General features: G+C 73.3%; 20 protein-coding genes. 11 read left to right on the forward strand and 9 right to left on the reverse strand.

The window, feature by feature from the left end:
- The first annotated feature begins 89 nt into the window (after positions 1-89).
- The 4 genes from AB0G32_RS08490 (at position 90) to AB0G32_RS08505 (ending at position 3,941) form a co-directional block, all read left to right on the forward strand.
- Positions 90-641 carry a hypothetical protein gene (locus AB0G32_RS08490; RefSeq protein WP_361160043.1) on the forward strand — a complete coding sequence of 184 codons (552 nt, stop codon included), beginning with the start codon at positions 90-92 and terminating at the stop codon, positions 639-641.
- Positions 638-1,960: a peptidoglycan-binding domain-containing protein gene (locus AB0G32_RS08495; protein WP_361160046.1), complete on the forward strand. Its 1,323-nt coding sequence runs from the start codon at positions 638-640 to the stop codon at positions 1,958-1,960. Before AB0G32_RS08490 ends, AB0G32_RS08495 begins: the two co-directional genes overlap by 4 nt.
- The gene (locus AB0G32_RS08500; RefSeq protein WP_361160049.1) at positions 1,957-2,688 is read left to right on the forward strand and encodes an ABC transporter ATP-binding protein; all 732 of its coding nucleotides are present in this window, start codon (positions 1,957-1,959) and stop codon (positions 2,686-2,688) included. The genes AB0G32_RS08495 and AB0G32_RS08500 overlap by 4 nt, the downstream gene beginning before the upstream one ends.
- Positions 2,689-2,768: 80 nt before the next feature.
- Positions 2,769-3,941 (forward strand): ABC transporter permease, encoded by a 1,173-nt coding sequence (locus AB0G32_RS08505; protein WP_361160536.1) that lies wholly within the window; start codon positions 2,769-2,771, stop codon positions 3,939-3,941.
- A gap of 159 nt (positions 3,942-4,100) precedes the next feature.
- Here the strand turns inward: AB0G32_RS08505 and AB0G32_RS08510 are convergent, their stop codons facing one another.
- The 9 genes from AB0G32_RS08510 to AB0G32_RS08550 form a co-directional block, all read right to left on the reverse strand.
- Entirely contained in the window at positions 4,101-6,371 is a 2,271-nt protein-coding gene (locus AB0G32_RS08510; protein ID WP_361160050.1) for a glycoside hydrolase family 3 N-terminal domain-containing protein, read from the reverse strand.
- A complete protein-coding gene (locus AB0G32_RS08515; RefSeq protein ID WP_361160052.1) occupies positions 6,368-8,302 on the reverse strand; it encodes a cellulase family glycosylhydrolase in 1,935 nt (644 codons plus the stop codon). Before AB0G32_RS08515 ends, AB0G32_RS08510 begins: the two co-directional genes overlap by 4 nt.
- Positions 8,303-8,374: 72 nt before the next feature.
- On the reverse strand, positions 8,375-9,418 hold the full coding sequence (locus AB0G32_RS08520; protein ID WP_361160055.1) for a LacI family DNA-binding transcriptional regulator: 1,044 nt from the start codon (positions 9,416-9,418) through the stop codon (positions 8,375-8,377).
- On the reverse strand, positions 9,415-10,242 hold the full coding sequence (locus AB0G32_RS08525; protein WP_361160057.1) for a carbohydrate ABC transporter permease: 828 nt from the start codon (positions 10,240-10,242) through the stop codon (positions 9,415-9,417). The genes AB0G32_RS08520 and AB0G32_RS08525 overlap by 4 nt, the downstream gene beginning before the upstream one ends.
- Before the next feature lie 15 nt (positions 10,243-10,257).
- Positions 10,258-11,196 carry a sugar ABC transporter permease gene (locus AB0G32_RS08530; RefSeq protein WP_361160060.1) on the reverse strand — a complete coding sequence of 313 codons (939 nt, stop codon included), beginning with the start codon at positions 11,194-11,196 and terminating at the stop codon, positions 10,258-10,260.
- A gap of 43 nt (positions 11,197-11,239) precedes the next feature.
- Positions 11,240-12,535, reverse strand: coding sequence for an ABC transporter substrate-binding protein (locus tag AB0G32_RS08535; protein WP_361160063.1), 1,296 nt, complete (start codon positions 12,533-12,535; stop codon positions 11,240-11,242).
- A gap of 128 nt (positions 12,536-12,663) precedes the next feature.
- Positions 12,664-13,686, reverse strand: coding sequence for a TolB-like translocation protein (locus AB0G32_RS08540; RefSeq protein ID WP_361160065.1), 1,023 nt, complete (start codon positions 13,684-13,686; stop codon positions 12,664-12,666).
- A gap of 11 nt (positions 13,687-13,697) precedes the next feature.
- Entirely contained in the window at positions 13,698-15,113 is a 1,416-nt protein-coding gene (locus tag AB0G32_RS08545) for an MFS transporter (RefSeq protein WP_361160068.1), read from the reverse strand.
- A gap of 28 nt (positions 15,114-15,141) precedes the next feature.
- Entirely contained in the window at positions 15,142-16,020 is an 879-nt protein-coding gene (locus AB0G32_RS08550; RefSeq protein ID WP_361160071.1) for a glycosyltransferase family 2 protein, read from the reverse strand.
- Between the two features lie 347 nt (positions 16,021-16,367).
- On the opposite strand from AB0G32_RS08550, the gene AB0G32_RS08555 reads away from it, so the two are divergent.
- From AB0G32_RS08555 to AB0G32_RS08585, 7 genes are read left to right on the forward strand one after another with little or no spacing between them, the layout of a single operon-like run.
- Positions 16,368-17,807, forward strand: coding sequence for a sugar transferase (locus AB0G32_RS08555; protein ID WP_361160074.1), 1,440 nt, complete (start codon positions 16,368-16,370; stop codon positions 17,805-17,807).
- A gap of 29 nt (positions 17,808-17,836) precedes the next feature.
- Entirely contained in the window at positions 17,837-18,886 is a 1,050-nt protein-coding gene (locus tag AB0G32_RS08560; RefSeq protein WP_361160077.1) for a Gfo/Idh/MocA family oxidoreductase, read from the forward strand.
- A 34-nt stretch (positions 18,887-18,920) separates the two neighbouring features.
- Complete coding sequence (locus AB0G32_RS08565; protein ID WP_361160079.1) at positions 18,921-19,895, forward strand: NAD-dependent epimerase/dehydratase family protein; 975 nt, start codon at positions 18,921-18,923, stop codon at positions 19,893-19,895.
- Complete coding sequence (locus AB0G32_RS08570; protein ID WP_361160081.1) at positions 19,892-21,037, forward strand: DegT/DnrJ/EryC1/StrS family aminotransferase; 1,146 nt, start codon at positions 19,892-19,894, stop codon at positions 21,035-21,037. Before AB0G32_RS08565 ends, AB0G32_RS08570 begins: the two co-directional genes overlap by 4 nt.
- On the forward strand, positions 21,034-21,732 hold the full coding sequence (locus AB0G32_RS08575; protein WP_361160083.1) for a NeuD/PglB/VioB family sugar acetyltransferase: 699 nt from the start codon (positions 21,034-21,036) through the stop codon (positions 21,730-21,732). The genes AB0G32_RS08570 and AB0G32_RS08575 overlap by 4 nt, the downstream gene beginning before the upstream one ends.
- The gene (locus tag AB0G32_RS08580) at positions 21,729-22,847 is read left to right on the forward strand and encodes a DegT/DnrJ/EryC1/StrS family aminotransferase (protein ID WP_361160085.1); all 1,119 of its coding nucleotides are present in this window, start codon (positions 21,729-21,731) and stop codon (positions 22,845-22,847) included. Before AB0G32_RS08575 ends, AB0G32_RS08580 begins: the two co-directional genes overlap by 4 nt.
- A 23-nt stretch (positions 22,848-22,870) precedes the next feature.
- Positions 22,871-26,470: a DUF4082 domain-containing protein gene (locus tag AB0G32_RS08585; protein WP_361160087.1), complete on the forward strand. Its 3,600-nt coding sequence runs from the start codon at positions 22,871-22,873 to the stop codon at positions 26,468-26,470.
- The last annotated feature ends 14 nt before the right edge of the window (positions 26,471-26,484 follow it).

A 26,484-nucleotide genomic window follows, 5' to 3' on the forward strand; every position in this document is an offset into this window, starting at 1 on the left:
GTCACACGTTGCGCGCGAGACGCGTAATCGGTCGGCGCCGGGCAATTCTGTGTCCGCCGTGTGACCGCCGTCCGCGTAGGACTTGGGCCATGTCCAACACACGTAAGCGCGTCAAAGCGCACATTCTTCTTGCCGCCTCCGCCGTTCTCGTCATGGGCGCCGCCGTGGGCTGCTCGGACTCCAGCGCCGCGGAGGAAGAGGCCGACGGGTCGTCGTCGGCCGCCGCCGGTTCGGGATATCAGCAGGCCCTGGACTACGCCGAGTGCATGCGGGAGAACGGGGTCGAGGATTACCAGGACCCGGAGCAGGGCGGCGACGGCAGGGTGCTCATCAACCCCGGCAACGCGGACGACCCCGACTCGCAGGCGGCCCAGGAGGCGTGCCGGGACAAGATGCCGCAGGGCGTCGGGCAGGACGCCCGGGGCGGCGACGTCGACTCGGCGAAGGTCCAGGCCTGGGCGAAGTGCATGCGGGAGAACGGCGTGCCCAAGTTCCCCGACCCGGAGGTCGAGGGCGGCCAGATCAAGATCAACATCGATACGCTCGGCATGGACCCCAGTGACGCGCGGATGCAGAAGGCGTCGGCGGCCTGCCAGGACAAGTCCCCGGGCGGTTCGCTCATCTTCGAGGTCGGCGAATGACCGCCCCTGACGAGACCCACGAGCGCGGCCCGGTCCGGCCCGGCGGCGATCCGACCGGCACCCTAGAGGTGCGCGCGCCGGGCACGCTGGCCGCCGAGCCGGAGCCGGAGACCGCGGTGCGGACCGCGGGCGGCGGCCACGGTCCCGCCGTGCCCGCCGAGGAGCCCCGGGCGGACGGCCGCAGGCGGCGCCCGGTGCGGACCTCCCTGATCGTGCTCGTCGCGATCGTGGTGGCCGCCGCCGCGGGGCTCGCCGCCAGCGGCGTCCTGGGCGGCGACGACGGCGACGGCGCGGCGCAGGCCCCCACCGGCCCGGCGGCCACCGCCAAGGTGAAGCGGACCACGCTCACCGACGCCGAGACGGTGGCCGGCAACATCGGGTACGGCGAGGCCAGCACCGTACAGGCCGTCACCGGCGCCGGTTCCGGCCAGGGCGGCGGGGGCGGCGGCGCCGGCATCCTCACCTGGGTCCCCGAGGCCGGCGACACCATCGAACGCGGTGAGAACGTCTACAGCGTCAACCAGCTGAAGACCCCGCTGCTCTACGGGAACATCCCCTTCTACCGCACCATGCGGGCCGGGGACTCGGGCAGCGACGTCAAGATCCTCGAAGCGAATCTGAAGGCTCTCGGCTACGACGGCTTCACCGCGGACTCCACCTACAACGCGGCCACGGCCGCCGCCGTCCAGGACTGGCAGGACGACCTGAACCGCGAGCAGACCGGCGAAGTGGAACCGGGCGACGCGGTGGTCGCCGACGGCGCCCGGAAGGTCGCCAAGGTGCAGGCCGCGCCCGGCGCCGCGCCCAGCGGCCCGCTGCTGAGCTGGACCGCGACCGAGCGGGTGGTCACCGTGGAACTCGAGGCGCAGTACGAGGACCTGGTCGAGGTCGGCACCAAGGCCGAGGTCGTGCTGCCCGACGGCAGCACCGTCGAGGGGAAGGTCACCGATGTCGGCGCGCCGTCCAACGTGTCGGACGACCAGTCCGGGGAGGACGGCGGCGCCGGCGGGTCGGAGGGCGACCAGGAGGCCACCTTGCCGGTGGAACTGACGGTGAAGGACCAGAAGGGGCTCGGCGACTACCAGGCCGCCTCCGTCGACGTGACCCTGGAGTCGGAGAGCCGCGAGAACGTGCTCGCGGTCCCCGTCAACGCCCTCGTGGCACGGGACGGCGGCGGCTACGCGCTGGAGGTGGTGAAGCCCTCCGCGCCGCACGGCGTCGAGTACGTGCCGGTCGAGCTCGGCATCTTCGCCGACAGCATGGTGGAGGTCTCCGGAGCCGGCATCACCGAGGGAACCGTCGTAGGAGTGGCGAAGTGACCGCTGCCTCCCATCCGGTCGTGGACCTGGCCGGGGTGTCCAAGTCCTACGGGGAGCTGGCCGCCCTCCAGTCGGCCGATCTGGTCGTCGACCGCGGCGAACTGCTCGCCGTGGTCGGACCGTCCGGCTCCGGCAAGTCCACGATGCTCAACATCATGGGCACCCTGGACCGGCCCTCGGCGGGCAAGGTGCGGATCGCCGGCCACGACATCGACGAACTGCGCGACCGTGACCTGTCCGCGCTGCGGGCCGCCACCATCGGCTTCGTCTTCCAGCAGTTCCACCTGGCCCAGGGGGTGCCCGCGCTGGACAGCGTCGCCGACGGGCTGCTCTACAGCGGCCGCGGCCGCGCCGAGCGGCGCGAACTGGCCGAACGGGCGCTGCGCCGGGTCGGCCTCGGCCGCCGCCTGTACCACGAGCCGCACCAGCTGTCCGGCGGCGAGAAGCAGCGGGTGGCCATCGCCCGGGCCGTGCTCGGCGATCCGCCGCTGCTCCTGGCGGACGAGCCCACCGGCGCGCTGGACTCCCGCTCCGGAGCCGTGGTGATGGAGCTGCTGCACGAGCTGCACGAGGCCGGGACGACGGTCGTGGTCATCACCCACGACCGGGACATCGCGGCCTCACTGCCCCGCGAGGTCCGCCTGAAGGACGGCCGGATCGAGCACGACTCGGCTCTCGGCCAGGCGCCGGCCGGGGAACTCGTGTCCGCCGAAGGAGGCGTGCGATGAGCCTGACGACCACGGACCGGGAGCCCGGCCAGGCCCCTTGGCGGGACCTCCCCCCGCCGCCGCGTCCCAAGGCGGCGCGGATGGGGCCCGCCGACGTGGTCCGGGTCGGCGGCTCGGGACTGCGCGCGCGGCCGATGCGGGTGTTCCTCTCCGCGCTGGGCATCGCCATCGGCATCGCCGCGATGATCGGCGTGGTCGGCATCTCCACGTCGTCCACCAACGACCTGAACGAGCGGCTGGCCGCGCTCGGCACCAACCTCCTGACGGTCTCGCCCGGCGAGTCCTTCGACGGCGGCGAGGCGCACCTGCCCACCACGTCGCTCGCGATGATCGGCGACATCCCCGAGGTCGAGACGGTGTCCGCGCTCGGGAAGACGTCCGCCAAGGTCTACCGCAACGACCGGGTGCCGGTGGCGCAGTCCGGCGGCCTCAGGGTGACCGCGGCCCGCACCGACCTGCCGGAGGCGATCGGCGCCGAACTCACCGACGGCAGCTGGCTCAACGCGGCCACCAGCGAGTACCCGGCCGTCGTCCTCGGCTCGCACGCCGCCGAACAGCTCGGCATCCACTACGCGGGACCCGAGGTGAAGGTGTGGCTGGGCGGCCGCTGGTTCACGGTGGTGGGCCTGCTCGCGCCCAACGAGCTGCTGCCCGACCTCGACAGCAACGCGATGGTCGGCTGGGCCGTGGCGGAGCAGGACCTCGGCTTCGACGGCTACCCGACCTCCGTGTACACCCGCGTCGAGGAGTCCGCGGTCAACGAGGTGCAGGCCAAGCTGGGCGCCACCGCCAACCCGGAGTTCCCCAACGAGGTCGACGTCTCCCGGCCCTCCGACGTGCTGGCGGCCAAGGAGGCCACCGACGACACCCTCAGCGGCCTGCTGCTCGGACTGGGCGGTGTCTCGCTGCTGGTCGGCGGCGTCGGCGTGGCCAACACGATGGTCATCTCCGTGCTCGAACGCCGCTCCGAGATCGGCCTGCGCCGCTCCCTCGGCGCGACCCGCGGCCAGATCCGTACGCAGTTCCTCGCCGAGGCACTGCTGCTGTCCGCCCTCGGCGGCATCGGCGGGGTGCTGCTCGGCATCGGCGTGACCATCGCGTACGCCAGCTACCAGGGGATGAGCACGGTCGTGCCGGTCTGGGCGATGGCCGGCGGCATCGGCGCCACCCTGGTCATCGGCGGCCTGGCCGGCTTCTACCCGGCCCTGCGCGCCGCACGGCTGCCCCCCACGGAGGCGCTGGCCACCTCCTAGCCGCCCCTCCCCGAACCGCGGTGCCCCTGCTGTCCGCCCCCGTGCAGCGGGGGCACCGCTTCGCCGCTCCGAGCGGCGGCAGAACCGCGTCCACCTGGGCGGCGGGGGCAATGTCCGGCAGTCCGGCGGCAGCGGAGAGTTTCGCTGGACCGAGCGTTCTCAGGGCCCGACCGTGAGACGTGCCCCGCGCGTCCGGTCGGACGACGGGCCGGTCTCCAGCAGGAGTTCACCCGGCTCCACGGCCAGGGAGAGGTCGCGCGACACCGACGCCAGCGTGTCCGCGTCGATGTCGAACACGGCCCGCGCGCTCCCGCCCGGCCCGAGCCGCACCCGGGTGAACCCGCGCAGTTCCCTGACCCGGGGCCACGACGAGCCGCCCGACAGCCGCCGCACGTACAACTGGACGGTCTCGCACACCGGCCGGTGCCCGGTGTTGGTGACGGTGACCGTGCAGGTCAGCGCGGGTTCCTCGGCCGGCACCGACGCACGGGACAGCACCGGCGGGCCGTAGGACACCGTCGTGTACGACAGCCCGTGCCCGAACGGGTACCGGGCGGTGGCCGGCTGGTCGACGTAACCCCGGTAGCCGTGGTCCTTGCCGTTGTAGTGGACGGGCAGCTGTGCCGCCGAGCGCGGTACCGACACGGGCAGCCGCCCCCGCGGCTCGGCCCGGCCGAAGAGGACGTCGGCGACCGCCCGGCCGCCCCACGGCCCCGGGTACCAGGCGCTGAGTACGGCGGCGGCGGTTCCGGAGAGGTCCGGCAGGGCGTGCGGGCGGCCCTGGACCAGGACCACGACGACCGGGGTGCCGGTCGCGGCCACCGCGTCGAGCAGCCGCGACTGGGCGCCGGGCAGCGCGAGGTCGGCCAGGTCGACGCCCTCGCCGCAGGTCATGCCGGCCGGTCCGGCGGCGCCGGCCAGGGCCGCGCCGTTGCTGTCGAACGCGGTGGCGGCGTCCCGGGCGCTGGAGCCGCCCAGCACCAGCACGGCCACGTCCGCCGCGGCGGCCAGGGCGAGGGCGGCGGGGATCGCGGACTCGTCGGCGCCGGTCAGCGCGCACCCGGCGGCGTGGGTGACCTCGACGCCTGCTGGCGCCGCCGCGCGGACGCCCTGGAGGACGGTGCTGCCGGTGCCCGGCCGCTGGGGCGCGGTGTAGTCGCCGATCTGGTGCGGCACGCAATCGGCGTTCGGACCCAGTACGGCGATCCGCCGGACCGACGGCCCGAGCGGCAGCGTCCGTCCGTCGTGGTCGAGCAGGACGACGCAGGCCCCGGCGATCCGCTCGCTCAACTCCCGGACGGGGTAGGCGGTTTCATGCACGGGCCGGCCGCAGGTGTACGGCTGCTCGAAGAGGCCGAGCCGGAACTTGAGGGTGAGGACCCTGGCGACCGCGGTGTCGAGTGCGGCCTCGGGGACCAGGCCCCGGGCGACGGCCTCGGCCAGCCGGGGGAAGCAGGCGTCCCACAGGCTCAGGTCGCAGCCCGCCGCGAGCGCCGCCGCACCGGCCGCCACCGGGTCGCCGGTGAGGCGGACCAGCCGGTCGATCGCGGTGCCGTCCGCCATGACGATCCCGTCGTAGCCCCACTGCTCGCGCAGCAGCCCGGTCAGCAGGGGCCGGTTGGCGACGCAGGGCAGGCCGTCCAGCTCGTTGTAGGCCGCCATCACCCCCGCCGCGCCCTCCCGGACGCCCGCGCGGGCCGCCGCGAGGTGGATCTCGTGGAGCTCCCTCGGCCCGAGTTCGGTGGCCGCGCTGTTGCGGCCGCCGACCGTGCCGCCCTGCCCGGCGAAGTGCTTGAGGACGACACCGGCCCCCGCCCGGCGCATGCCGCGCACCAGCGCCCGGGTGAACCGCGCCGCGAGGTGCGGGTCCTCCCCGAAACACTCCTCGGCCCGGCCCCAGCGCGGGTCGCGCACCAGGTCCAGGGCGGAGACCAGCGCCACATGGCCGCCGCGGGCCCGCAGTTCGGCGCCCACCGCCTCGGCCGCCGTCTCGTAGAGGCCGGGGTCCCAGGTGGCGCCCACGGCGAGGTTCACCGGCAGCACGGTGCCGTCGAGCGCCTGGTGGCCGTGCGGCACCTCTTCCACGAACAGCACCGGAATGCCCAGCCGGGTGTGCTCCACGACGTGGCGTTGCACGGCGTCGGTGACCCGGGCGCCGTCGGCGGCCGTGATGCCGTCGGCGAAACCGACCCCGGACCACGGGTCGGCGCGCTGGAGCCCGTAGAGGGCGCCCATGCCGTCGTGGGCGGCGACCTCGGCCCGGAAGGCGTCGGTGAGCCGGTGCCCGTCCGGGGTCCGCTCGTAGGCGTCCCAGCCGTACAGGCGCTGGTTGACCTGGCCGACCTTCTCCCGCAGGGTCATCCGGCCGAGCAGGTCCCGCACCCGGGCCGCGACCGGTGCCCGCGGGTCGCGGTAGCGGACCCGGGTCATGTCAGCTCCAGGACCGCGACCCCGTACGGGGCCAGCCGCACGTCGGTCGCCGGCTCGCCGGTGGTCACCTCGCGCAGGGTGCCGGTGGCCCGGGGGCGCACCGTCAGCTCCTCGGCGCACTGGCTCACCAGCCACACGAAACGCCGCCCGTCCTCGTGCGCCAGCAGGTCGGCGCCCACGTACGGGCTGTCGACGGTGACCGGACGGGCCGCGCCCGCGAGGTCCCCGAGCGCCGCGTACAGGCGGTGCGTCTGCTCGGGGTTGACGTGCGCGGTGCGGGCGGCCATGTGCTCCAGCGGGTAGGTGGCGAGGACGGTACGGCCCCGTCCGGTCTCCCGGACCAGCAGCGCGGGCCGGCCGTGCCCGTCCACGGCGACCACCCGGGCATCGCGCGGCACCACCGGCAGAAAGGCCCGGCTGTCCTCGTTGCCCGCCACCGGGAAGGTGAGGGTCTCGCCCGCCGCGATCGGCCCGAACCGCTCCGTGAAGGTCATCTCCAGCACGTCGTCGGTCACCGGCTCGGCGACCCCGTACGACAGTTGCAGCTCGACCCCGAACAGACCGTCCAGGTCGTCGAACCACGGCCCGCGGGTGCCGGGGTGTTCACCGGAGCAGAACGACAGGTAGACCGTCGCCCCGTCGGCCGCCCGGCGGGCCAGCTCGCGCCGGGTGCGGGTGGTGAGCTGGCGGGTGGCGGGCAGCAGGTAGAGCCGGGCGTCGCCGGGCAGGCCGTCGGCCTCGCGGAGCAGTCCGGCGGGCAGGTCGGCGGCGCGTGCGGCGACGTACGCCTGGTGCAGCGAGGTGAAGATCAGCGGGCGGTCGGCGGGCCTGCTGTAGGGGTAGCCGCGCTCCAGGAACGCCGGGACGACCAGGGCGGCGTCGGTGTCGGCGCGCCGGCAGCGGGCGAAGTCGACCGCCTTCAGCACCTCGGCGAACGCCGCGAGTTCGCGCAGCGGCGGCTTCGGGGCGCCGGTGCTGTCGGTGATGCCGAAGTGCATCTCGAAGGGGTGGTGGTCGTAGGGGGACCGGTCCCACAGGTCGTCGTAGTCGGTGTTGTTCCAGGCGATCCAGCCGGTCGCGCCGCCGAGCAGGGAGTTGTGCAGGGTCTGCCGGTAGTGGACGGCGGCGTTCGCGGCCGAGACCGTGTCCGTGGACAGGCCGAACTCCTCCAGGACGACCGGCTGGCCGGTCACCGCCGCCAGTTCGCACTCGAAGGCGGCCCGCAGGTGCTGGCGCGGCCGGTCGGTGTCCGAACGGTAGACGTGCGGGCCGACGAAGTCGGTGTACTCGGCGGTGTCGCGCAGCGAGAACCCGTTGTCGCGGCCGGTCACCTCGATGCCCCAGGCGCCGTCGCCGAGCGAGACGGGCTGGGTCGCCCCGGCCGCCCGGACGGCGTTGCACATCGCCTGCGCCCAGGCGGTGACGACGTCGGAGGAGGGCGGGTTCTCCTGGTAGATCCGGCCGTAGCCGGGCATCTCGTTGGTGATCAGCCAGCCGGTGACCGCCGGGTGGTCCTTGAACCGGCGGGTCATCCGCCCGGCGAACCACGCCTGCCGGCCGACCATCCACACGTCCTCGTACAGGTCCCGCCCACCGCGCCACACCGGGTCCCAGTTCTCGCCGGACATGTGGCCGACGATGAAGGTGGGCACGGTGCCCATGCCCGCCTCGGTGTGGGCGTCCAGGAAGTCCGCGAACCGGTCGCACAGGGTCTCGTCGATCCGGTGCGGCTCGGGGTGGAAGTCGGGCCAGTAGAAGAAGGACCGGGTCATGGTCAGACCGTGCTCGCGCAGCACCCCGAGTTCCTCGCGGACCGTCTTCGGGTCGTAGTCGCGCCACATCAGGGGACCGCCGGTGCGGGACCAGAAGTTGGCGCCGAGCCAGGGCAGTACGGCGGGGTGGTGGGTCAGGTGGGCGCTGTGGCGTCGCATGGTCCTTCTCGGATCGGTCGGCATCGTGCGGGGTCGGGCGGGGTCGGGCGGGGGGCGTGCGCAGTGGTCCGGTCAGTGCGGCGCGGGGCCGGTGGACTCGCGGACGACCAGGCGGGGCCGGTCGTCCAGGGGGCCGGCCGCGACGTCCTCGCCGCAGCGGGCGAGCAGCACCCGCGCGGCGAGCGCGCCGACCCGCTGCACCTGCTGGTCGACGGTGGTCAGCCGGGGGTGCAGCCAGCGGCCCAGCGGCAGGTTGTCGTAGCCGACCACGGAGAGGTCGGCGGGGACGCGCAGGCCGGCGCGCTGGGCGGCACCCGTCCCGCACACGGCCATCGAGTCGTTGGCGTAGACGATGGCCGTTGGGCGGTCCGCCATGGCCAGCAGCGCGTCGGTCGCGGCGACCGCGGAGACCTCCGAGAAGTCGGTGTGCAGCACGGCGGCCGGCCGGGCGCCCGCCGCCCGCAGCGCCGCGCCGAAGGCGCCGAGCCGCAGCCGGGTGTGCTGCAACTCCGCGGGACCGGCCACGTAGGCGACCCGCCGGTGGCCGAGGTCCAGCAGGTGGGCGACGACCTCCTCCACACCGGCCCCCTGCCGGCCGAGGCCGACGCTGGGCACGGCCGCCGCGCGGTCGGGGGCGCCGAGCAGCACGGCGGGCAGCCCGAGGCGGGCCAGCAGGGCGGGGCGCGGGTCGTCGGCGCGCGCGTCGGTGAGGACCGCGCCGTCCACCCGGCCCTCGGCGGCGAGCCGCTCGTAGAGGACGTTCTCCTCCTGCGCGCCGGCCACCAGGTGCAGCAGCAGGCCGTAGCCGCGCGGGGCGAGTTCGCCCTCTATGCCGGTGATCAGTTCGCTGAAGTGCGGGTCGGCACCCAGCACGTCGGTGGGCCGGCGGACGACCAGGGCGAGGGTGCGGGTGCGGGCGCTGCGCAGCGCGGCGGCGGGCGCGCTCGGCGACCAGCCCAGCTCCAGCGCGGTGTCCAGGATGCGGCGCCGGGTCCGCGCGGACAGCCGGCCCTTGTCGTTGAACGCCTGGGACACCGCCGCGGTGGACACCCCGGCGGCCGCCGCGACGGCCTTGATGGTGGGACGCCGGCCGGGCTTCTCGGTGGGGGCGGTCACATCTTCACCGCCCCGCTGACGAGCGCCTGCTGCATACGCCGCTGGAGCACCGTGTACACGATCCACACCGGTACGAGGGTGAGGACCGTGCCCGCCGTGAGCACCCCGTAGTCGGTACCCGTGATCGACTTCAGGGTGGGCAGCGCGACCTGGACGGTGCGCTGCGCCGGATCGGGACCGATGATCACCAGCGAGTACAGGTATTCGTTCCAGAAGGTGAGGAAGTTCAGCAGCAGGACGGTCGCGATGCCCGGCACGCACATCGGGATGTACACGTGCCGCAGGACCGCGGACGTGGACGCGCCGTCCATCCGGGCGGCCTCCTCCATCTCCTTGGGGACGGTCCGCATGAACTGCACCAGGATCACCACCGACAGCGGCATCGCGGTCGCGGGCAGGAACAGCACCATGAAGGTCCGGGTGTGGAACAGTCCGGTCGCCGCGGCCAGCAGGAAGGTGGGGAAGAGCGCGGCGAACGTCGGGATCAGGAAGCCGAGCGAGAACACCTTCTCCACCAGCGACGCGAGCCGGCCCGAGGACCGGGCCAGGGCGAACGCGGCGGGCAGCGCCAGGGCCAGCGTGAGCACCAGGGCGAGGACCGTCACCAGCGTCGAGTTGACGACGGCGAGCCCGAGGTCCGCGCTCTCGAACGCGGTACGGAAGTTGCCGAACCCGAACGAGGCGGGCAGCGCGAAGGGATGCGCGAAGATCTCGTCGTTCGTCTTGAACGCGGAGGCGAGGAAGTAGTACAGCGGCACGATCAGCAGGACCGCGTAGCACCACACCAGGATGTGCGCGGGCAGCCAGCGCTTGGAGAGCTTCATGCTGAGCGGCTCCGATCAGTAGGTCTGGCGGAACACGCGGCGGATGGTGAGCAGTCCGGCGAGTCCGGCGAGGAAGAGGAGGACGCCGACGGTCTGGCTGTAGCCCAGGTCGGCCGCGATGAACGCCTTCTGGTACACGAGGAACGACAGGGTGGTGGACGAACTGCCGGGGCCGCCCTGGGTGAGCAGCAGGACGTGCTGGGCGGACCCGAACAGCGTCCACAGGAACTGGAGCATCGTGACCACGCCGACGTAGTCGCGGATGACGGGGAAGTGGATCCGCCACATGGTGCGCCAGTGCCCGGCGCCGTCGAGCTGGGCGGCCTCGCCGAGTTCGTCCGGCACGCTGCCGAGCCGGGCCGCGAACAGCACGGCGGTGAAGCCGATCCCGGCCCAGATGTCGAGGGCGATCAGACAGGCCAGCGCGGTGGACGGCGAGGCCAGCCAGGCGTCGGTCAGCGAGCCGGCGCCGACCGACTCCAGGGCGCCGTTGGCCAGCCCGTCCGGGGACAGCGCGGCGTAGAACACCATCGCCTTCGCCGGGGTGGAGATGAGCCCGGGGATGAACAGCAGGTAGCGGATGACGCGGTGGCCCGGCGGTTTCTGCGCGACGTAGTACCCCAGCATGTAGGCGCACCCGATCATCACCGGCAGGGCGACGGCGAGCTGCACGGCGGTGTTGCGCACCGCGTCCCAGAACACCGGGTCGGCCAGGACGGTGCGGACGTTGCCGAGGCCGGCGAACGACACCGGCTGGAGCATGCCCGGCCAGCGCAGGGCGGCGACCACGAAGATCGCGGCCAGCGGGCCGACCATGAACACCAGGTACCAGACCAGGGCGGGCACGGCGAGGACGGTGCCGCCCTGCCGGGGCGGGCGGCGGCCGGCGCGGGCGGTGGGCGGTCCGGGGCGGGGGACCGTGGTGTCGCCCGGGGCGGGCGTCAACGTCGTCATGCTCGGACTCCGAGGGGCTGTGGCGGGGGAGGTGGCTGGGGGTTCACGCGGAGCGGTACGCGGCTTCGAGGGCGGCGCGCACCTTCGCGGCACTCGTCCCCCGGGTGAAGGACGTGCTGGTGGCGGTGATGAGCGGCTGGGTGGCCACGGGCGGCACGTACACGTCGGGCAGCAGCACCTGGCTGACGTCGTCCCCCAGCCGCTGGGCTGCCGCCGCGACCAGCGGGAAGTCCGTACTGACCGTGGCGGAGCGCAGCGCCATGTCGCGGCCGCTCTCCCGGATGAACCGGGACACCGTGTCGGGGCGGTACATGAACCGCAGGAACTTCTCGACGGCGTCGATCTTCTTGGTGCCGTTCGGGCTGATCCAGAAACCGATCAGGGTGTACGTCCGCAGGATCGTCGGCCGCTGGTGCGCGGCGCCCCCGGCGAGCGGCCAGCCGCCCACCTCCGTGTGCCGGGCGACGTTCTCGGGCACCTTGGCGAGCGCCGACGACATCGCCGACTGGATCGCCGCCTCCTCGGTGTTGAACTGGGTGGTCATCGAGTCGGAGGTCAGGCCCTGCGCCTTGTCGACGAACACCCCGGCGTCGCGCAGCGCGACGAAGTACTCGATGCCCTCCTTCGCGCCCCGGCTGCCGCTGAAGTCGCCGGTGGAGTAGACGTGCCGGGCCTCGTCCTCGGTGAGGAAGGTCTGGACGACCTGGGCCAGCAGCTTCTGCCCGGTCCAGTCGTTGCCGCCGGTCGTGACCGGGCCGATGCCCTTGGCGCGCAGTCTGCGGGCGGCGGCGATCAGCTGGTCGCCGGTGACCGGTATCCCGTCCACGCCCGCCCTGTCGAGCAGCGCCCGGTTGTAGGCGACCGGCCAGTTGGTGGCGAAGTAGGGGAAGGCCCGCAGCCTGCCCGCGCCGTCGGTCCAGGCGTCCAGGGCCACCGGCAGCACCCGCTCGCGCAGCCCCCAGTCGTCCAGGTAGCCCTTGACGTCGACGGTGGCGCCGACGTCCGTCCAGGCCAGCGTCTTGTCGTACAGGTTGACCATGACGACGTCCGGTTCCTTGCGGGCCAGCCGGGAGGTCTCGTAGACCTGGGCCAGGTCGTCGCCGTTGACCAGGTTCCTGACCTTCAGGCCCGGGTTCTCGGACCGGAACCGGTCCAGGCAGTCCAGGTAGGTGGGCGACCCCGGCGCGGTGGTGCCCAGCTGGCTGTGCACGACGAGGGTGTCGGGGTCGGAGTCCGCCGCGGCCAGCGCGGCGCAGCCGGACAGAGCGGGCAGGGCGGTCGCGGCGGCGAGGCCACCACCGGCGGCCAGGAAGCCGCGCCGGGTCAGCGGTGAGCGCACAGCGGGGGGTCTCCAACCAAGTCGGTCAACCGGGGCGGTTAACGAGTGGTTAATCGATGTACCCACGAGGGTGCGAGGACTTTAGGAGGGGTTCTGCGTGAGGTCAAGACCCCGGCGGGGCCGGTCCGCTACAGCGGCGCGGGGGAGGACGCCCCGGCGACCAGCCGCCGCGGGCTGCCCGTGCCGTCGGCCGGCACGCTCCACAGGTCGCTGCCGCCGACCTCGCCGTCGGCCGGCAGGGCGTAGGCGAGGGTGTCGTCGTCCAGCCAGGTGGCCTGGTCGTCGACGCTGTGCCGCTCGGCGAGCGGGGTCTCGCGCAGGGTGCGCAGGTCGAGGACGTACTCGCGCCACAGGTCGGTGCGGGAGAGCACCCGCTTCTTGAAGGCGATCCGGGTCCCGTCGGGGGACAGCGAGGGGCACTCGACGTTCTCGGTCAGCGTGGTGACCGACTCGCCGGAGACCGAACCGCGGACCAGGTAGGTCTTGTCGGCGGTGTTGAGGGTGGCGTAGAACGTGTCGTCGTCGGCGGCGAAGGTGACACCCCAGAAGTTGACGTCGGCGGCGCGGTAGGACTCGCCGTCCAGGGTGATGTCGAACGTCTCCAGGCTCGGGATCAGCCGCCCGGTGCGGGTGTCCAGGATGGAGGTTCGGGTGGAGAAGAAGGTGGAGGCGTAGGACTCGCCGGAGACGAAGACGGTCCAGGCGGCGAACCGGCCGCTGGGCGAGACCCGGGCCCGGCTGGGCGTCCCCGCCAGCGCGAAGGTCCGCTTCGTCCGCAGCCGCGCGTCGAGCAGCAGGGCGCGGTTGCTCTGCTTGAGCACCCCGGGGTTGGACTGGAGGCAGACGCCGGTGCCGGCCGCCGCGTAGAAGCGCACGCACTTGAGACCGGCGGCGGTCCGGTCGCCCCCGGGGTCGGCGGCCGGCACCGAGGCGACCGCCGTGCGGTGCGGGCCGGCCGTGCCGTTGACGAACATCAGCCGGTCCCGCTGCCGGAGCGTGACCTGGCCCGCGCTGACGGCGGGGTCCCCGGACCGGGGCCGGTCGGCGCGGTCCGCGCGGTCGGCGGCGCGCAGCACCATGCCGGTCGCGGTGCCCGCGAGCACCAGGACCGCCGCGACGAGGACGATCAGGCGGCGGCGTAGCGAGGTCATCTGGGTCCTTGTCACGTCTTGGGTGTTGACGGGTGGTCGTCGGCGGTGCTCAGCGGCTGTCTGGTGCGGCGGTCGGGCCGCAGGACCAGGCCGGCCACCGCCGCGCAGCACAGCAGGCCGAGCGCCGAGCCGGCCAGCGCCGGGCCGTCGCCCCACAGCGTCCAGGCGGCCCCGAGGCCGAGCGAGCAGCAGAATCTGGCCAGTGCCTGGCTGGTGCCGACGATGGCCAGACCGCTGGCCCGCAGCCGCTCGGGCACCACACCGGCCAGCGCGGCCGGCAGCACCCCGTCGGTGGCCGCGTAGAAGGTGCCGTGCAGGGCGAGGACGAGCGGGACGAGCAGCCCGGTGTCCGGGGCCCACAGGAGCAGGGCGTAGGCGATGAGCAGGCCCAGGTGGCCGGCCAGGAACACGACGTGCCGGCCGATCCGGTCGGCCAGCGCGCCCAGGGGCACGGCCAGCAGCAGGAACACCACGGCGGTGCCCAGCGGCAGCAGGGTGAACCACTCCTCGCCGACGCCCGCCCGGCGTTGCAGCAGGAGGTAGACGAACGCGTCGCTGACGGTGGTCAGACCGAGCAGCGCGGCACAGCCGGCCAGGGCGCGCAGCCGGGGCAGCCGGAGCAGGGCGAGGGCCTCGCGGACGCGGACGGGGGGCCGGGCGCCTTCCCCTGTCTCGTGTGCCTCATGTGGGCCAGGGGGGTCAGGGGTGCCAGGGGGCGTGCCGGCCGGGCCGGTATCGGTGTTTCCGCCCAGGCCCGGGGCAGCCGTCTCGCTCACCCCGCCCCCGGCCGGCACCCCCCGCCGTCCCGGCACGAACAGCACCAGCACCAGCACCCCGAGTACGGCGACGCACGCGCTCACGCCGAACACGGCGTCGTAGCCGTCGGCCGCCGCGCTCAGGATGAGGAACGCGGCCAGTGGGCCGAGCATCGCGCCGGTGGTGTCCATCGCCCGGTGCACCCCGAACGCCCGGCCCTGGTGCGCGACCGGCGTGGACAGGGAGATCATCGCGTCGCGCGGCGCGGTGCGCAGGCCCTTGCCGGTGCGCTCCAGCGCCAGCACCGTGCCGAGGCTGCCGATGCCGCCGGCCAGCAGGAGCAGTGGCTTGCACAGCGCGGAGAGCCCGTACCCGAGCCCCGCGAGCAGCTTGTGGTCGCGCACGCGGTCGGCGAGGTGGCCGCCGGTGAGCTGGACCAGCGCGCTGACGCCGTTGTAGACGCCGTCGAGGGTGCCGAACGCCAGCGGGCTGAAGCCGAGGGTGGTGACGAGGTAGAGCGGCAGCACGGCGGTGACCATCTCCGAGGAGATGTCGGTGATCAGGCTGACCGTGCCGAGGACGAGGACGACCGGCGCGACCCGGGGCCGCGGGCCGCGTCTTCGGGCCGGCCCGGTGTCCGCCGGCGGGGCGGAGCGGTCGGTGAGGTACATGTGTCGAGCAACTCCCGGTGCGGTGGGCTCAGTTCTGCCGGCTGCTGTCGTCCCGCAGCCAGGTGCCGAAGTCCTGGGCGCCGATGGCCCGCCGGGCCCGGCGGCGGGCCAGGACCGCCGCCGCGAGGAAGACGGCGACGCTCGGCAGGAGCCGCGGCTCCCGGCGGATCATGGCCGTCAGATCGGCGACGCCGGTGCGGGCGGAGGCGGCGTCGTCCTCCGATCCCGGCCGCTGTTCGACCTGGGCGGTGGAGACCGCGGCCCGCACCCGCCGGTTCATCAAGTCCCGCCAGGTGCGCGGCGGATGGACCACGACCTCGGCCGCGCCGACCACCAGCCGCTCCCGCTCGGTGAACGCCAGGGACGCGGCCAGGTCGTCCGCCATCAGCGGCGGCAGCGCGGCGATCCGGACGTGCCCGGCCTTGGAGACCGCGATGACACCCCGGCCGAACAGGCCCGCGCGGACGGCCGGCAGCCGCTGCCACACCCGGTAGTACGCCCGCACCCGCCGCCCGCACCCGGCCAGCGGGATCCGCCGCTCGGGGGCGGTGGCCAGGACGCCGGAGGCGTCGTCGGCCAGGGGCGCGGCCAGCGCCCGTACCGCGGCGGCGCTGAGCACGACGTCGGCGTCCACGTAGAGCCGCGGGAAGCCGAGGGCGTGGTCGTCGCCGGCCCGCAGCGCGGCGTGTTTGGAGGGGACCGGGATCTCCACGACCCGGACCCGCGGCCCGCGTTGGGCCGCGATCCGCGCGGTGTCGTCCGTACAGCCGTTGCACACGACCACGATGTCGGTCTCGTCCTCCGCGCGGCCGGCGGCGGAGCTCTCGGGGGCGCCGGCCAGCAGGGAATCGAGGAGCCGGCCGATCACACGCGCCTCGTTGTGCGCCGGGATCACGATGCTCGTCACTTGGGCAGTATGCCGCCGGTGTCACCCTTGCGAGGCATGTTTCGTCCAACTGTTCCCGTGGCTGCGTTCCATGGTCTAGATTGACGTCCGCCGGGTCGGTGATGAGGGAGGGGAACGTGTCGCCGGCTGCCTAGCCGAAGCCACACCTGAAGACCGGCCCGGATGCAGACACATAACCAACATGCAAGCGCTACAAGGCGGTTGGGGAACCGCTGAGGCTTTGTGATGTTCCGGTGCCGCCGCGTGGAGGAGACGCGTCGGGGCCGATCCAGCCCTGGCTGCGGGCAGTGACCGTAGTTCCGCGTGTGCGCGGTCGGGGACAGCTGCGCGTGTGGTGGTGGGGGGCCATGACCATTGAGGTCACGCATGAGCCGATCGATGTGGAACGCGGGCGTCCGGAGGCCCGCCGAAGACCCTGGGATTGCAAGTACCGCACGGTCCTGCTGGTCGCGGACGGCCTGGTGGCCGTCGTCGCGGCGTTATTGATCCACGGGGCGTACGGCCGGTGGGCGGTGGCCCTGGTACTGCCGCCGACCTGGATCGCGATCATGTGCGCCCATCGTTCCTACGACCGCGGCGCGCTGGGTCTGGGCACCGAGGAGTACCGCCGGGTGCTGCGCGGCGCCGTCGCGCTGCCGGCCCTGTCGGCCGCCGTCTACTGGCTGTTCACCCAGGACGCCGACCTCCTTCATGACATGATCATGGCTGCCGTGCCGGTGGTCGGGATCGGTCTGCCGGTCCGGTACGCGCTGCGCCGCCGGCTGCACCGGCGCTGGGCGCGGGGCCGGGGCCGCAGCCCGGCACTCCTGGTCGGACCCGCGCGCGACGTGCTGGAACTGGTCGGCGTGCTGCGGCGGGGCGGCGCCCAGGAGTTGCAGGTCGCCGGGGTGTGCCTGAGCGATCCGGAGAACGCCGCGCAGATCCGCGGCACCGGACTGCCCGTGCTGGGCGGTGTCGACGACCTGAACGACGTGGTCGGCGCCCTGAGCATCGGCACCGTGGTGGTGCTCCCGGCCCCCGGCCTGGACGCCTCGGTGCTGCGCCGGATGTCCTGGACGGCCGCCGCGCGCGGTGTCGACTTCCTGCTGGTCCCCATGCTCGGCGACATCTCGGCGGCCCGGCTGGCGATCCGGCCCGCGGGCGGGGTGCCCCTGATACGGATCGAGGCGCCCAGTCTCTCGCGGGCCGCCCGGCTGCCCAAGGAACTCGTGGACCGCTCGCTCGCCGCCGCACTCCTGCTGCTGCTCGCCGTTCCGCTGCTCGTCATCGCCTTCGTCGTGCGGCTGGACAGCCCGGGGCCCGCGCTCTTCCGCCAGCAGCGGGTGGGCCGCTACGGCGACCACTTCACCATGTTCAAGTTCCGCACCATGCGCCCGGACTCGGAGGCGCTGCGCGCGGAGCTGGTCCATCTCAACCAGAACAGCGACGGACTGCTGTTCAAGGTGCGCGAGGACCCGCGCATCACCCGCGTCGGATCGTTCCTGCGCCGCAGCTCCCTCGACGAACTCCCGCAGCTGCTCAACGTGGTGCGCGGCCACATGTCGCTGGTCGGCCCCCGCCCCTCGCTGCCCGCGGAGGTCGAGGAGTACACGCCGGACATCAAGCGCCGGCTGCTCGTCAAACCGGGCCTCACCGGCCTGTGGCAGGTCAGCGGCCGCTCCGACCTGCCCTGGGACGACGCCGTCCGGCTCGATCTCGGATACGTGGACAACTGGTCGATGAGCCTCGACCTGACGATCCTGCTGCGGACCGGGTCCGCGGTGGTGCGAGGAACGGGGGCCTACTGATGGACCGAGCCAAGAGGAGAACCGGAACCGTGACACCCGAGCCGCTGGGGGTCGCCGTGGTCGGCGCCGGCTACTGGGGCCCCAACCTCGTGCGCAACTTCCAGGCCAGTGACCGGTTCCGGCTGCGTCACCTGTGCGACCTCGACGTGGAGCGCGCCCGGCGGGTCCTCGGCGGCTACTCGACCGTCCGGGCCACCGCCGACTACGCGGCCGTCCTCGCCGACCCCGAGGTGGCCGCGGTCGCCGTGGCCACCCCGGCCGGCACCCACCTCGACATCGCCCTGGCCGCCCTGCGGGCCGGCAAACACGTCCTGGTGGAGAAACCCCTCGCCGCGACCTACGCCGACGGGACCCGGCTGGTGGCCGAGGCCGAGGAGCGCGGCCTGACCCTGATGTGCGACCACACCTACTGCTACACCCCCGCCGTGGGCCGCATCCGGGAGGCGGTCCGCTCCGGCGAACTCGGCGAGATCCACTTCGTCGACTCGGTCCGCATCAACCTGGGGCTCGTGCAGAAGGACATCGACGTGCTGTGGGACCTCGCCCCGCACGACCTGTCGATCCTCGACTTCATCCTCCCCGACCACGTCGAGCCGGTCGCGGTCGCCGCGCACGGCGCCGACCCGATCGGCGCCGGACAGGCCTGCGTCGCCTATCTGACGCTCCAGCTCAACACCGGCGCCATCGCCCACGTGCACGTCAACTGGCTCTCCCCGACCAAGGTCCGCACCACCATGGTGGGCGGCGCCAAACGCACCCTGCTCTGGGACGACCTCAACCCCCTGCAACGGGTGGCGGTCTACGACCGGGGCGTCGACCTCGCCTCGCCGCAGGAGATCGGCGTCGACGAACGCCGCGACATGCTCGTCTCCTACCGCTCCGGGGACATGGTCGCGCCCGCCCTCGCCGAGAAGGAGGCGCTGCGCTCCATGGTCGACGAGTTCGCCGACGCGGTCCACGGCGGCCGGGCACCGCTGACCGACGGCCGGGCCGGACTGCGGGTGCTGGACATCCTGGAAGCGGCCTCCCGCAGCCTGGAGTTCAAGGGCGCGGTCGTCGGCCTGCGCGCCGGCCGCTGACGGACCCCCACCCAGTCAAGGAAAGGCACCACAGGTGAGCACCGTAGAAGGAAAGAAGATCCTGGTCACCGGGGGAGCGGGCACCATCGGCTCCAACCTGGTCGACCTGCTGGCCGAGGGCGGCGCCCGCGAGATCGTGGTGCTGGACAACTTCGTCCGCGGCCGCCGGGCCAACCTCGCCCGGGCCCTGCCCAGCGGCGTCGTGGAGATAGTCGAGGGCGACGTCCGGGACGCCGCCACCGTACGCAAGGTCACCGAGGGCGCCGACCTGGTGTTCCACCTCGCCGCGATCCGCATCACCCAGTGCGCGGAGGAACCACGGCTCGCCAACGAGGTGCTGGTGGACGGCACCTTCAACGTGCTGGAAGCGGCCGCCGAGGCCGGCGTCGGCAAGGTCGTCGCCTCCTCCTCGGCCTCCATCTACGGCCTGGCCGAGACCTTCCCCACCACCGAACGCCACCACCCCTACAACAACGACACCTTCTACGGCGCCGCCAAGGCCTTCAACGAGGCCATGCTGCGCAGCTTCCACGCCATGTACGGCCTGGACTACGTGGCCCTGCGCTACTTCAACGTCTACGGCCCCCGGATGGACATCCACGGCCTCTACACCGAGGTCCTCATCCGCTGGATGGAACGCATCGAGGCGGGCGAACCGCCGCTGATCCTCGGCGACGGCACCCAGACCATGGACTTCGTCGACGTCCGCGACATCGCCAGGGCCAACGTGCTGGCCGCCGAGTCGGACCTCACCGACGAGGTGTTCAACATCGCCAGCGGCACCGAGACCTCCCTCAAGGAACTGGCCGAGGGCCTCCTGACGGCGATGGGCGCCGAGGGCCTGGCCCCGGTGCACGGCCCGGCCCGCGCGGTGAACGGCGTGACCCGGCGGCTCGCGGACACCGCACAGGCCGCCGAACGGCTCGGCTTCACCGCCGGGATCGACCTGCGCACCGGCCTCAGCGACCTGGTGCAGTGGTGGCGCGCGGAGCGGGAGGCGGCCCAGTGAGCACCGCGGCCGACCGCATCCCGGTCATGATCCCCTGGCTCGGCGAGCAGGAGGCGCGGGCCGCCTCCGACGCCGTGCTGTCCGGCTGGGTGGCCCAGGGCCCCAGGGTCGCGGCCTTCGAGCGGGCCTTCGCCGAGCGGGTGGGCGCCGAGCACGCCGTCGCCGTCAGCTCCTGCACCACCGCCCTGCACCTGTCGCTCGTCGTGCTCGGCATCGGGCCCGGCGACGAGGTGGTGGTGCCCTCACTGTCCTTCATCGCCACCGCCAACGCCGTACGGTACGCGGGCGCCGAGCCCGTCTTCGCGGACGTCGAGCTCGCCACCGGCAACCTGACCGCGGCGACCGTCGACGCGGTCCGCACCTCCCGCACCAAGGCCGTCCTCGCGGTCCACCAGGGCGGCGTCCCGGCCGACGTGGCCACCCTGCGCGCCGCCTGCGCCGACTGGGACCTGCCGCTGGTGGAGGACGCGGCCTGCGCCATCGGCTCCACCGTCGGCGGCAAGCCGGTCGGCCACGGCGCGCTGCTCGCCGCCTGGTCCTTCCACCCCCGCAAGCTCGTCACCACCGGCGAGGGCGGCATGGTCACCACCGACGACGCCGAGTGGGCGGCCCGGCTGCGCCGGCTGCGCGAGCACGGCATGAACGCCTCGGCGGCCCAGCGCCACGCCAGCGACCAGCCGGTCCTGGAGAGCTACCTGGAGGTCGGCTTCAACTACCGGATGACCGACATCCAGGCCGCCGTCGGCCTCGTCCAGCTCGGCAAGCTGGACCCGATGATCGCCCGCCGCCGCGAACTCGCCGCCCGCTACGACCGGTTGCTGCGTGACGTCCCCGGCCTCACCCCGGTGCGCGACCCCGGACACGGGCAGAGCAACTTCCAGTCCTACTGGGTGCTGCTGGCCGAGGACTTCCCCGGCGGCCGGGACGGCCTGCTCGGCGCGCTCGCCGCCGCCGGGGTCTCCGCCCGGCGCGGCATCATGGCCGCCCACCTCGAACCCGCCTACGCCGGCCACCCGGCCGCCCCGCTGCCGGTCACCGAACGGATCAGCCGCGACTCGCTGATCCTGCCGCTGTTCCACACCATGACCGAGGCCCAGCAGGACCGGGTCGTGGCCGCCCTGCGGGAACGGGCGCCGGGATGACCGCACTGGTGATCGTCGGCGCGGGGGGATTCGCCCGGGAGACCGCCCAGGCGGTGCGTGCCACGGGCGCCTTCGAGCTGCTCGGCCATCTCGACGACGACCCGGCACTGCACGGGACCGAGGTGGACGGCGTACCCGTGCTCGGCGACTGCGACCTGGTCCACGAACTGCCCGGGGCCCGCTTCGTGATCTGCGTGGGCAACACCCGCGACTACGCGGCCCGGGCCCGCCTCGCCCGGCGCCTCGGCCTGCCCGGCGAGCGCTACGCCACCGTGGTCCACCCGACCGCCTCGGTGTCCGCCACCTCGGCGCTCGGGCCGGGCTCGGTGCTGCTCGCGCACTGCGTGCTGACCGCCGCGGTACGGGTCGGCGCGCACGTCGCGGTGATGCCGCACACCGTGCTCACCCACGACGACGTGGTGGAGGACTTCGCCACCCTCGCCGCCGGAGTGCGGCTGGGCGGCGGCGTACGGCTGGGGCGCGGCGCCTACGTGGCGTCCGGCGCGCTGGTCAGGGAAGGCACGACGGTCGGCGCCTGGTCGCTGATCGGCATGGGGAGCGCGGTGCTCGGCGACGTACCGCCGGGCGAGGTCTGGGTGGGCAGCCCGGCCCGCCGGCTGCGCGCGGCGCCCGCGCCCGCGCGCGCCGAACTCGACTCGCGCACAGCGCACGCACAGGGGGGACCTGTCAGATGAACCGGATACCGCTGGTGGACCTCAAGGCGGCCCACGAGGAGGTCGCCGACGAGGTACGGGCCGGCTTCGACCGGATCCTGGCGCACACCGCGTTCGTGGGCGGCGAGGAGGTCCGCCGCTTCGAGCGCGAGTACGCCGGCTTCGGCGGTGTCGGACACTGCGTCGGCGTCGCGAACGGCACCGACGCCCTCGAACTGGCGCTGCGCGCCGCCGGGGTGGGGCCGGGCGACGAGGTGGTGCTGCCCGCCAACACCTTCATCGCCACGGCCGGCGCGGTGGCCAGGATCGCCGCCCGCCCGGTGCCGGCCGACTGCCTGCCCGGCAGCCACCTCCTGGACCCGGCGGCGGCGCTCGCCGCGGTCGGCCCGGCCACCCGCGCGGTGGTCCCGGTCCACCTGTACGGGCAGATGGCCGACGTGGCCGCGCTGGCCGAGCGGCTGCCCGCGCGGGTGCGGATCGTCGAGGACGCCGCGCAGTGCCAGGGCGCCTCCCGCGACGGCCGCACCCCGGGCCGCGGCCACCTCGCCGCCACCAGCTTCTACCCGGGCAAGAACCTCGGCGCCTACGGCGACGCGGGCGCCGTGCTCACCGACGACGAGGAGGCGGCCGGCCTGGTGCGCGCCGTCGCCAACCACGGCGGTGTCGCCAAGTACCGCCATGACGTCCCCGGGTTCAACAGCCGCCTCGACGCACTCCAGGCCGTGGTCCTGCGGGCCAAGCTGAAACGGCTGGCGGCCGGCAACGCGGCCCGCCGCACGGCCGCCGCCCGCTACGACGAACTGCTGGCCGGTCTCGCGGCGGCCGGCCGGATCGTGCTGCCCGTGACCGAACCGGGCAACGTGCACGTCTGGCACCTGTACACGGTCCAGGTCACCGGCGCGGACCGGGACGCCGTCGTCGGCAAGCTCAACGCCGAGGGCGTCGGCGCCGGGGTGCACTACCCGGACCCGGTCCACCTCACCCCGGCGTTCCGTCACCTCGGCCACGCCCGGGGCGACTTCCCGAACGCGGAGGGGGTGGCGGACCGCACGCTGTCCCTGCCGCTCTTCCCCCAGATCACCCCCGACCAGCAGCGGCGTGTCGTCGACACGCTCGCCCACGCGCTCGACGGCTGACGCGGCACCGCTGAGAGGTACTCATGAAAAGATGGAGCAGACGGCTTCAGGGCATCCGGCTCGCCGTCGTGGCGGCGTTGATCTGGGCGGTGCTCCCGCAGGCCGGGGCCGCGCAGGCGGCCGCCGATCCGTGCGGCACCGGCTCGAACCCGATCGTGTGCGAGAACTCCAAGGCGGGCAGCCCGAAGTCCGACTGGTTCGCGTCGAACTCCTACGGCGACATCCAGGGCTTCACCACCAAGGAGAGCGTGCAGGCCGGTGACACCGTCCAGTTCAAGATCCAGTCGCCGGTCCCGTACCACGTGGAGATCTACCGCCTTGGCTGGTACGGCGGCGACGGCGCGCGCCTGATGTCGACCGAGGCCCAGAAGGCGGTGACGTACCCCGGCAACTACACCACCGCGCCGGCCGCCTGCACCACCAGGAACACCGGTCTGGTCGACTGCGGGAACTGGCCGGTGAACGTCACCTGGACGGTGCCCGCCGACGCCGTCTCCGGCCTGTACATCGCCAACCTCGCGCAGGCCGACGGGGACGGCCTGATGCCGTACCCGTTCGTCGTCCGCGACGACGACAGCACCTCCGACATCGTCGTGCAGACCAGCGACCAGACCTGGCAGGCGTACAACGACTACGGCGGCCAGGACCTCTACGGCGGCGCCGGACCCGCGCCCGACGGCCGGGCCTACGAGGTCAGCTACAACCGGCCGCTGGACATCGGCGGCGACAACGGCATCTACGGCTCCGAGTTCATGATGCTCGCCTGGCTGGAACGCAACGGCTACGACGTCAGCTACCTGTCCGGCGTCGACGTGTCGGTCAACGGCGCCACCCTGCTGAAGAAGCACCAGGTGTACATGTCCTCCGGCCATGACGAGTACTGGACGCAGAGCCAATACACCAACGTCCTGAACGCCCGCAAGGCCGGCGTCCAGCAGGCGTTCTTCAGCGGCAACGAGGTGTTCTGGCAGACCCGGCTGGCCCCGAGCATCGACGGCACCGGCACGGCCGACCGCACCCTGGTCTGCTACAAGATGACCAAGATGGCCCAGAACAACGGCATCGCCGACCCCAGCGGCACCTGGACCGGCACCTGGATGGACCCGGCCAGCACCCAGTACGGCCAGGACTACCAGCCGCCGAACATCCTCACCGGCTCCATGTTCACCGTGAACGGCTACCGGGCCGACGCCATCACCGTGCCCGGCTCGTACGGCAGGAACCGCATCTGGCGCAACACCTCCGTCGCGAACCTCACCGCGAGCCAGACCGCCACCTTCCCGACCGGCACCCTCGGCTACGAGTGGGACAGCGACATCGACAACAGCACCCGGCCCACCGGGGCGATCAACCTGTCGTCCACCACCGTGGAGATCAACGACGACAAGCTCCGCACGGACTGGGGCAACCTGTACGGCAACGGCACCGCCACCCACAGCCTGGTCGCCTTCCGCGACCAGGACTCCGGGGCCCTGGTGTTCGGCGCCGGAACCGTGCAGTGGTCGTGGGGGCTGACCAACGTGCCCACCTACGACCCCGAGGACACGGTGGTCACCGAGGACGTCCGGATGCAGCAGGCCACCGTGAACGTGCTGGCCGACCTGGGCGTGCAGCCGGCCACCCGGCAGAGCGACCTGGTCGCCGCCACCGCCTCCACCGACACCGCGGGCCCGGCCGTCACCGTGTCCGCGCCGGCCGCCCAGACGACCGTGCCGGCCCTGAAGGCGGTCACCGTCAAGGGCACCGCCACCGACTCCGGCGGTGTGGTGGCCCGGGTGGAGGTCTCCACCGACGGGGGCGCCACCTGGCAGGCCGCCACCGGACTGGCGTCGTGGTCCTACAGCTGGATCCCGACCACCCCGGGCCCCGCCTCGGTCAAGGTCCGCGCGGTCGACGACAGCGTCAACATCGGCCCGGTCACCACCATCCCGCTCACCGTCGGGCCGCAGACCTGCCCGTGCACCGTCTGGCCGGCCACCGCCGTGCCCGGCAAGGTCAACTCGGGCGACGGCGGCTCCGTCGAGCTGGGCGTCAAGTTCCGCACCACCAAAGCCGGTTCGGTCACCGCCGTACGCTTCTACAAGTCGCCCAACAACACCGGCACGCACACCGGCAGCCTGTGGACCGCGTCCGGCACCCGGCTGGCCACCGGCACCTTCGGCAACGAGACGGCCTCCGGCTGGCAGCAGCTCAACTTCGCCACCCCGGTCTCCGTCAAGGCCAACACCACCTACGTGGCGTCCTACTTCGCGCCGAACGGCGGATACTCCTACGACGCCGGCTACTTCACCGGCAAGGACACCGGCTTGGAACCGCTGACCGCCCTGAAGTCCGGCACCGACGGCGGCAACGGCGTCTACAAGTACGGCTCCGCCAGCACCTTCCCGTCCACCCAGTCGGACGGCAGCAACTACTGGGTCGACGTGGTGCTGGACACCTCGACGGCCTCCACCACCCCGCCCACCGTCACCGCCACCTCCCCGCCCTCCGGGGCCACCGACACCGCGATCACCGCCTCGGTGTCGGCCGTGCTCAGCGCGTCCGTCGACCCGGACGACCTGACCTTCACCGTGCGGGACGCCAGTGGCAACACGGTGCCGGGCGCGGTGACCGTGCCCGCGGCGGACAAGGTGACCTTCACCCCGTCCAGCCAGCTGGCCCTGCACACCACCTACACCGCCACCGTGCGCGCCTCCGACGTCTGGGGCAACACGATGACGGCACCGGTGACCTGGTCCTTCACCACCAGCGCCACCCCGCCACCGGTCACCTGCCCCTGCACGCTGTGGAGTCCCTCGGCCACCCCGGCCGTCCCGGACATGACCTCCGACACCAACTCGGTGGAGCTGGGCACCCGGTTCACCTCCTCGGCGGACGGCTGGATCACCGGCGTCACCTTCTACAAGGGGGCCGCCAACACCGGCACCCACACCGGCAGCCTCTGGTCCGACGACGGCACCCTGCTGGCCGGCGGCACCTTCACCGGCGAGACGGACTCCGGCTGGCAGACCCTGGTCTTCGACACCCCCGTGAAGGTCACCGCCGGCACCGCGTACGTCGCCTCCTACCACGCACCGGGCGGCCGGTACGCGGTGGACGGCGGCTACTTCGCCGCCGCCCACCAGTCCTATCCGCTGACCGCCACCGCCGACACCGCCGCCCACCCCAACGGGCTGTACAAGTACAGCACCGACCCGGCCTTCCCGACCGGCTCCTACGGCTCCGCCAACTACTGGGTCGGCCCGGTCTTCACCGCCGACGACCCGAGCGCCTCGCTGGCGGCGGAGGGCTCCGCGGAGCCGACCGCGTCCACGGTGACGTACACCGCCGACGCGGTGGACCCACTGGCGGTGACCGTACCGGCCGACGCCGAGGTGTCGTCCGTCAGGGCGACCCTGGACATCCTGCCCGGCGCCCACCGGGCCGCCGCCGAGGACCTCCACGTCAAGGCCGTCACCGCCTACGACCGGGCGAGCCGCAGGGCCACCGTCCACCTGTCCGCGCCGCTGCCGGACGGCACCCGGTTCGAGATCACGGTGACGGCCCGGGACAAGCACCGCGAAACGGTGCGATCGCGCACCTGGACCCTGACCGCCGACTCCGTCCGCCACCCGAAGAACTGATGGGCCTTGCCACG

This window comes from Streptomyces sp. NPDC023723, from assembly GCF_040639815.1.
In the GTDB taxonomy this organism is placed as follows: Bacteria; Actinomycetota; Actinomycetes; order Streptomycetales; family Streptomycetaceae; genus Streptomyces.

Coding starts and splice junctions, on each gene's coding strand:
- AB0G32_RS08490 (WP_361160043.1), top strand. CDS start 90: ATGTCCAACACACGTAAGCGCGTCAAAGCGCACATTCTTCTTGCCGCC.
- AB0G32_RS08495 (WP_361160046.1), top strand. CDS start 638: ATGACCGCCCCTGACGAGACCCACGAGCGCGGCCCGGTCCGGCCCGGC.
- AB0G32_RS08505 (WP_361160536.1), top strand. CDS start 2,769: ATGGGGCCCGCCGACGTGGTCCGGGTCGGCGGCTCGGGACTGCGCGCG.
- AB0G32_RS08510 (WP_361160050.1), bottom strand. CDS start 6,371: ATGACCCGGGTCCGCTACCGCGACCCGCGGGCACCGGTCGCGGCCCGG.
- AB0G32_RS08515 (WP_361160052.1), bottom strand. CDS start 8,302: ATGCGACGCCACAGCGCCCACCTGACCCACCACCCCGCCGTACTGCCC.
- AB0G32_RS08525 (WP_361160057.1), bottom strand. CDS start 10,242: ATGAAGCTCTCCAAGCGCTGGCTGCCCGCGCACATCCTGGTGTGGTGC.
- AB0G32_RS08530 (WP_361160060.1), bottom strand. CDS start 11,196: ATGACGACGTTGACGCCCGCCCCGGGCGACACCACGGTCCCCCGCCCC.
- AB0G32_RS08540 (WP_361160065.1), bottom strand. CDS start 13,686: ATGACCTCGCTACGCCGCCGCCTGATCGTCCTCGTCGCGGCGGTCCTG.
- AB0G32_RS08545 (WP_361160068.1), bottom strand. CDS start 15,113: ATGTACCTCACCGACCGCTCCGCCCCGCCGGCGGACACCGGGCCGGCC.
- AB0G32_RS08555 (WP_361160074.1), top strand. CDS start 16,368: ATGACCATTGAGGTCACGCATGAGCCGATCGATGTGGAACGCGGGCGT.
- AB0G32_RS08575 (WP_361160083.1), top strand. CDS start 21,034: ATGACCGCACTGGTGATCGTCGGCGCGGGGGGATTCGCCCGGGAGACC.
- AB0G32_RS08580 (WP_361160085.1), top strand. CDS start 21,729: ATGAACCGGATACCGCTGGTGGACCTCAAGGCGGCCCACGAGGAGGTC.
- AB0G32_RS08585 (WP_361160087.1), top strand. CDS start 22,871: ATGAAAAGATGGAGCAGACGGCTTCAGGGCATCCGGCTCGCCGTCGTG.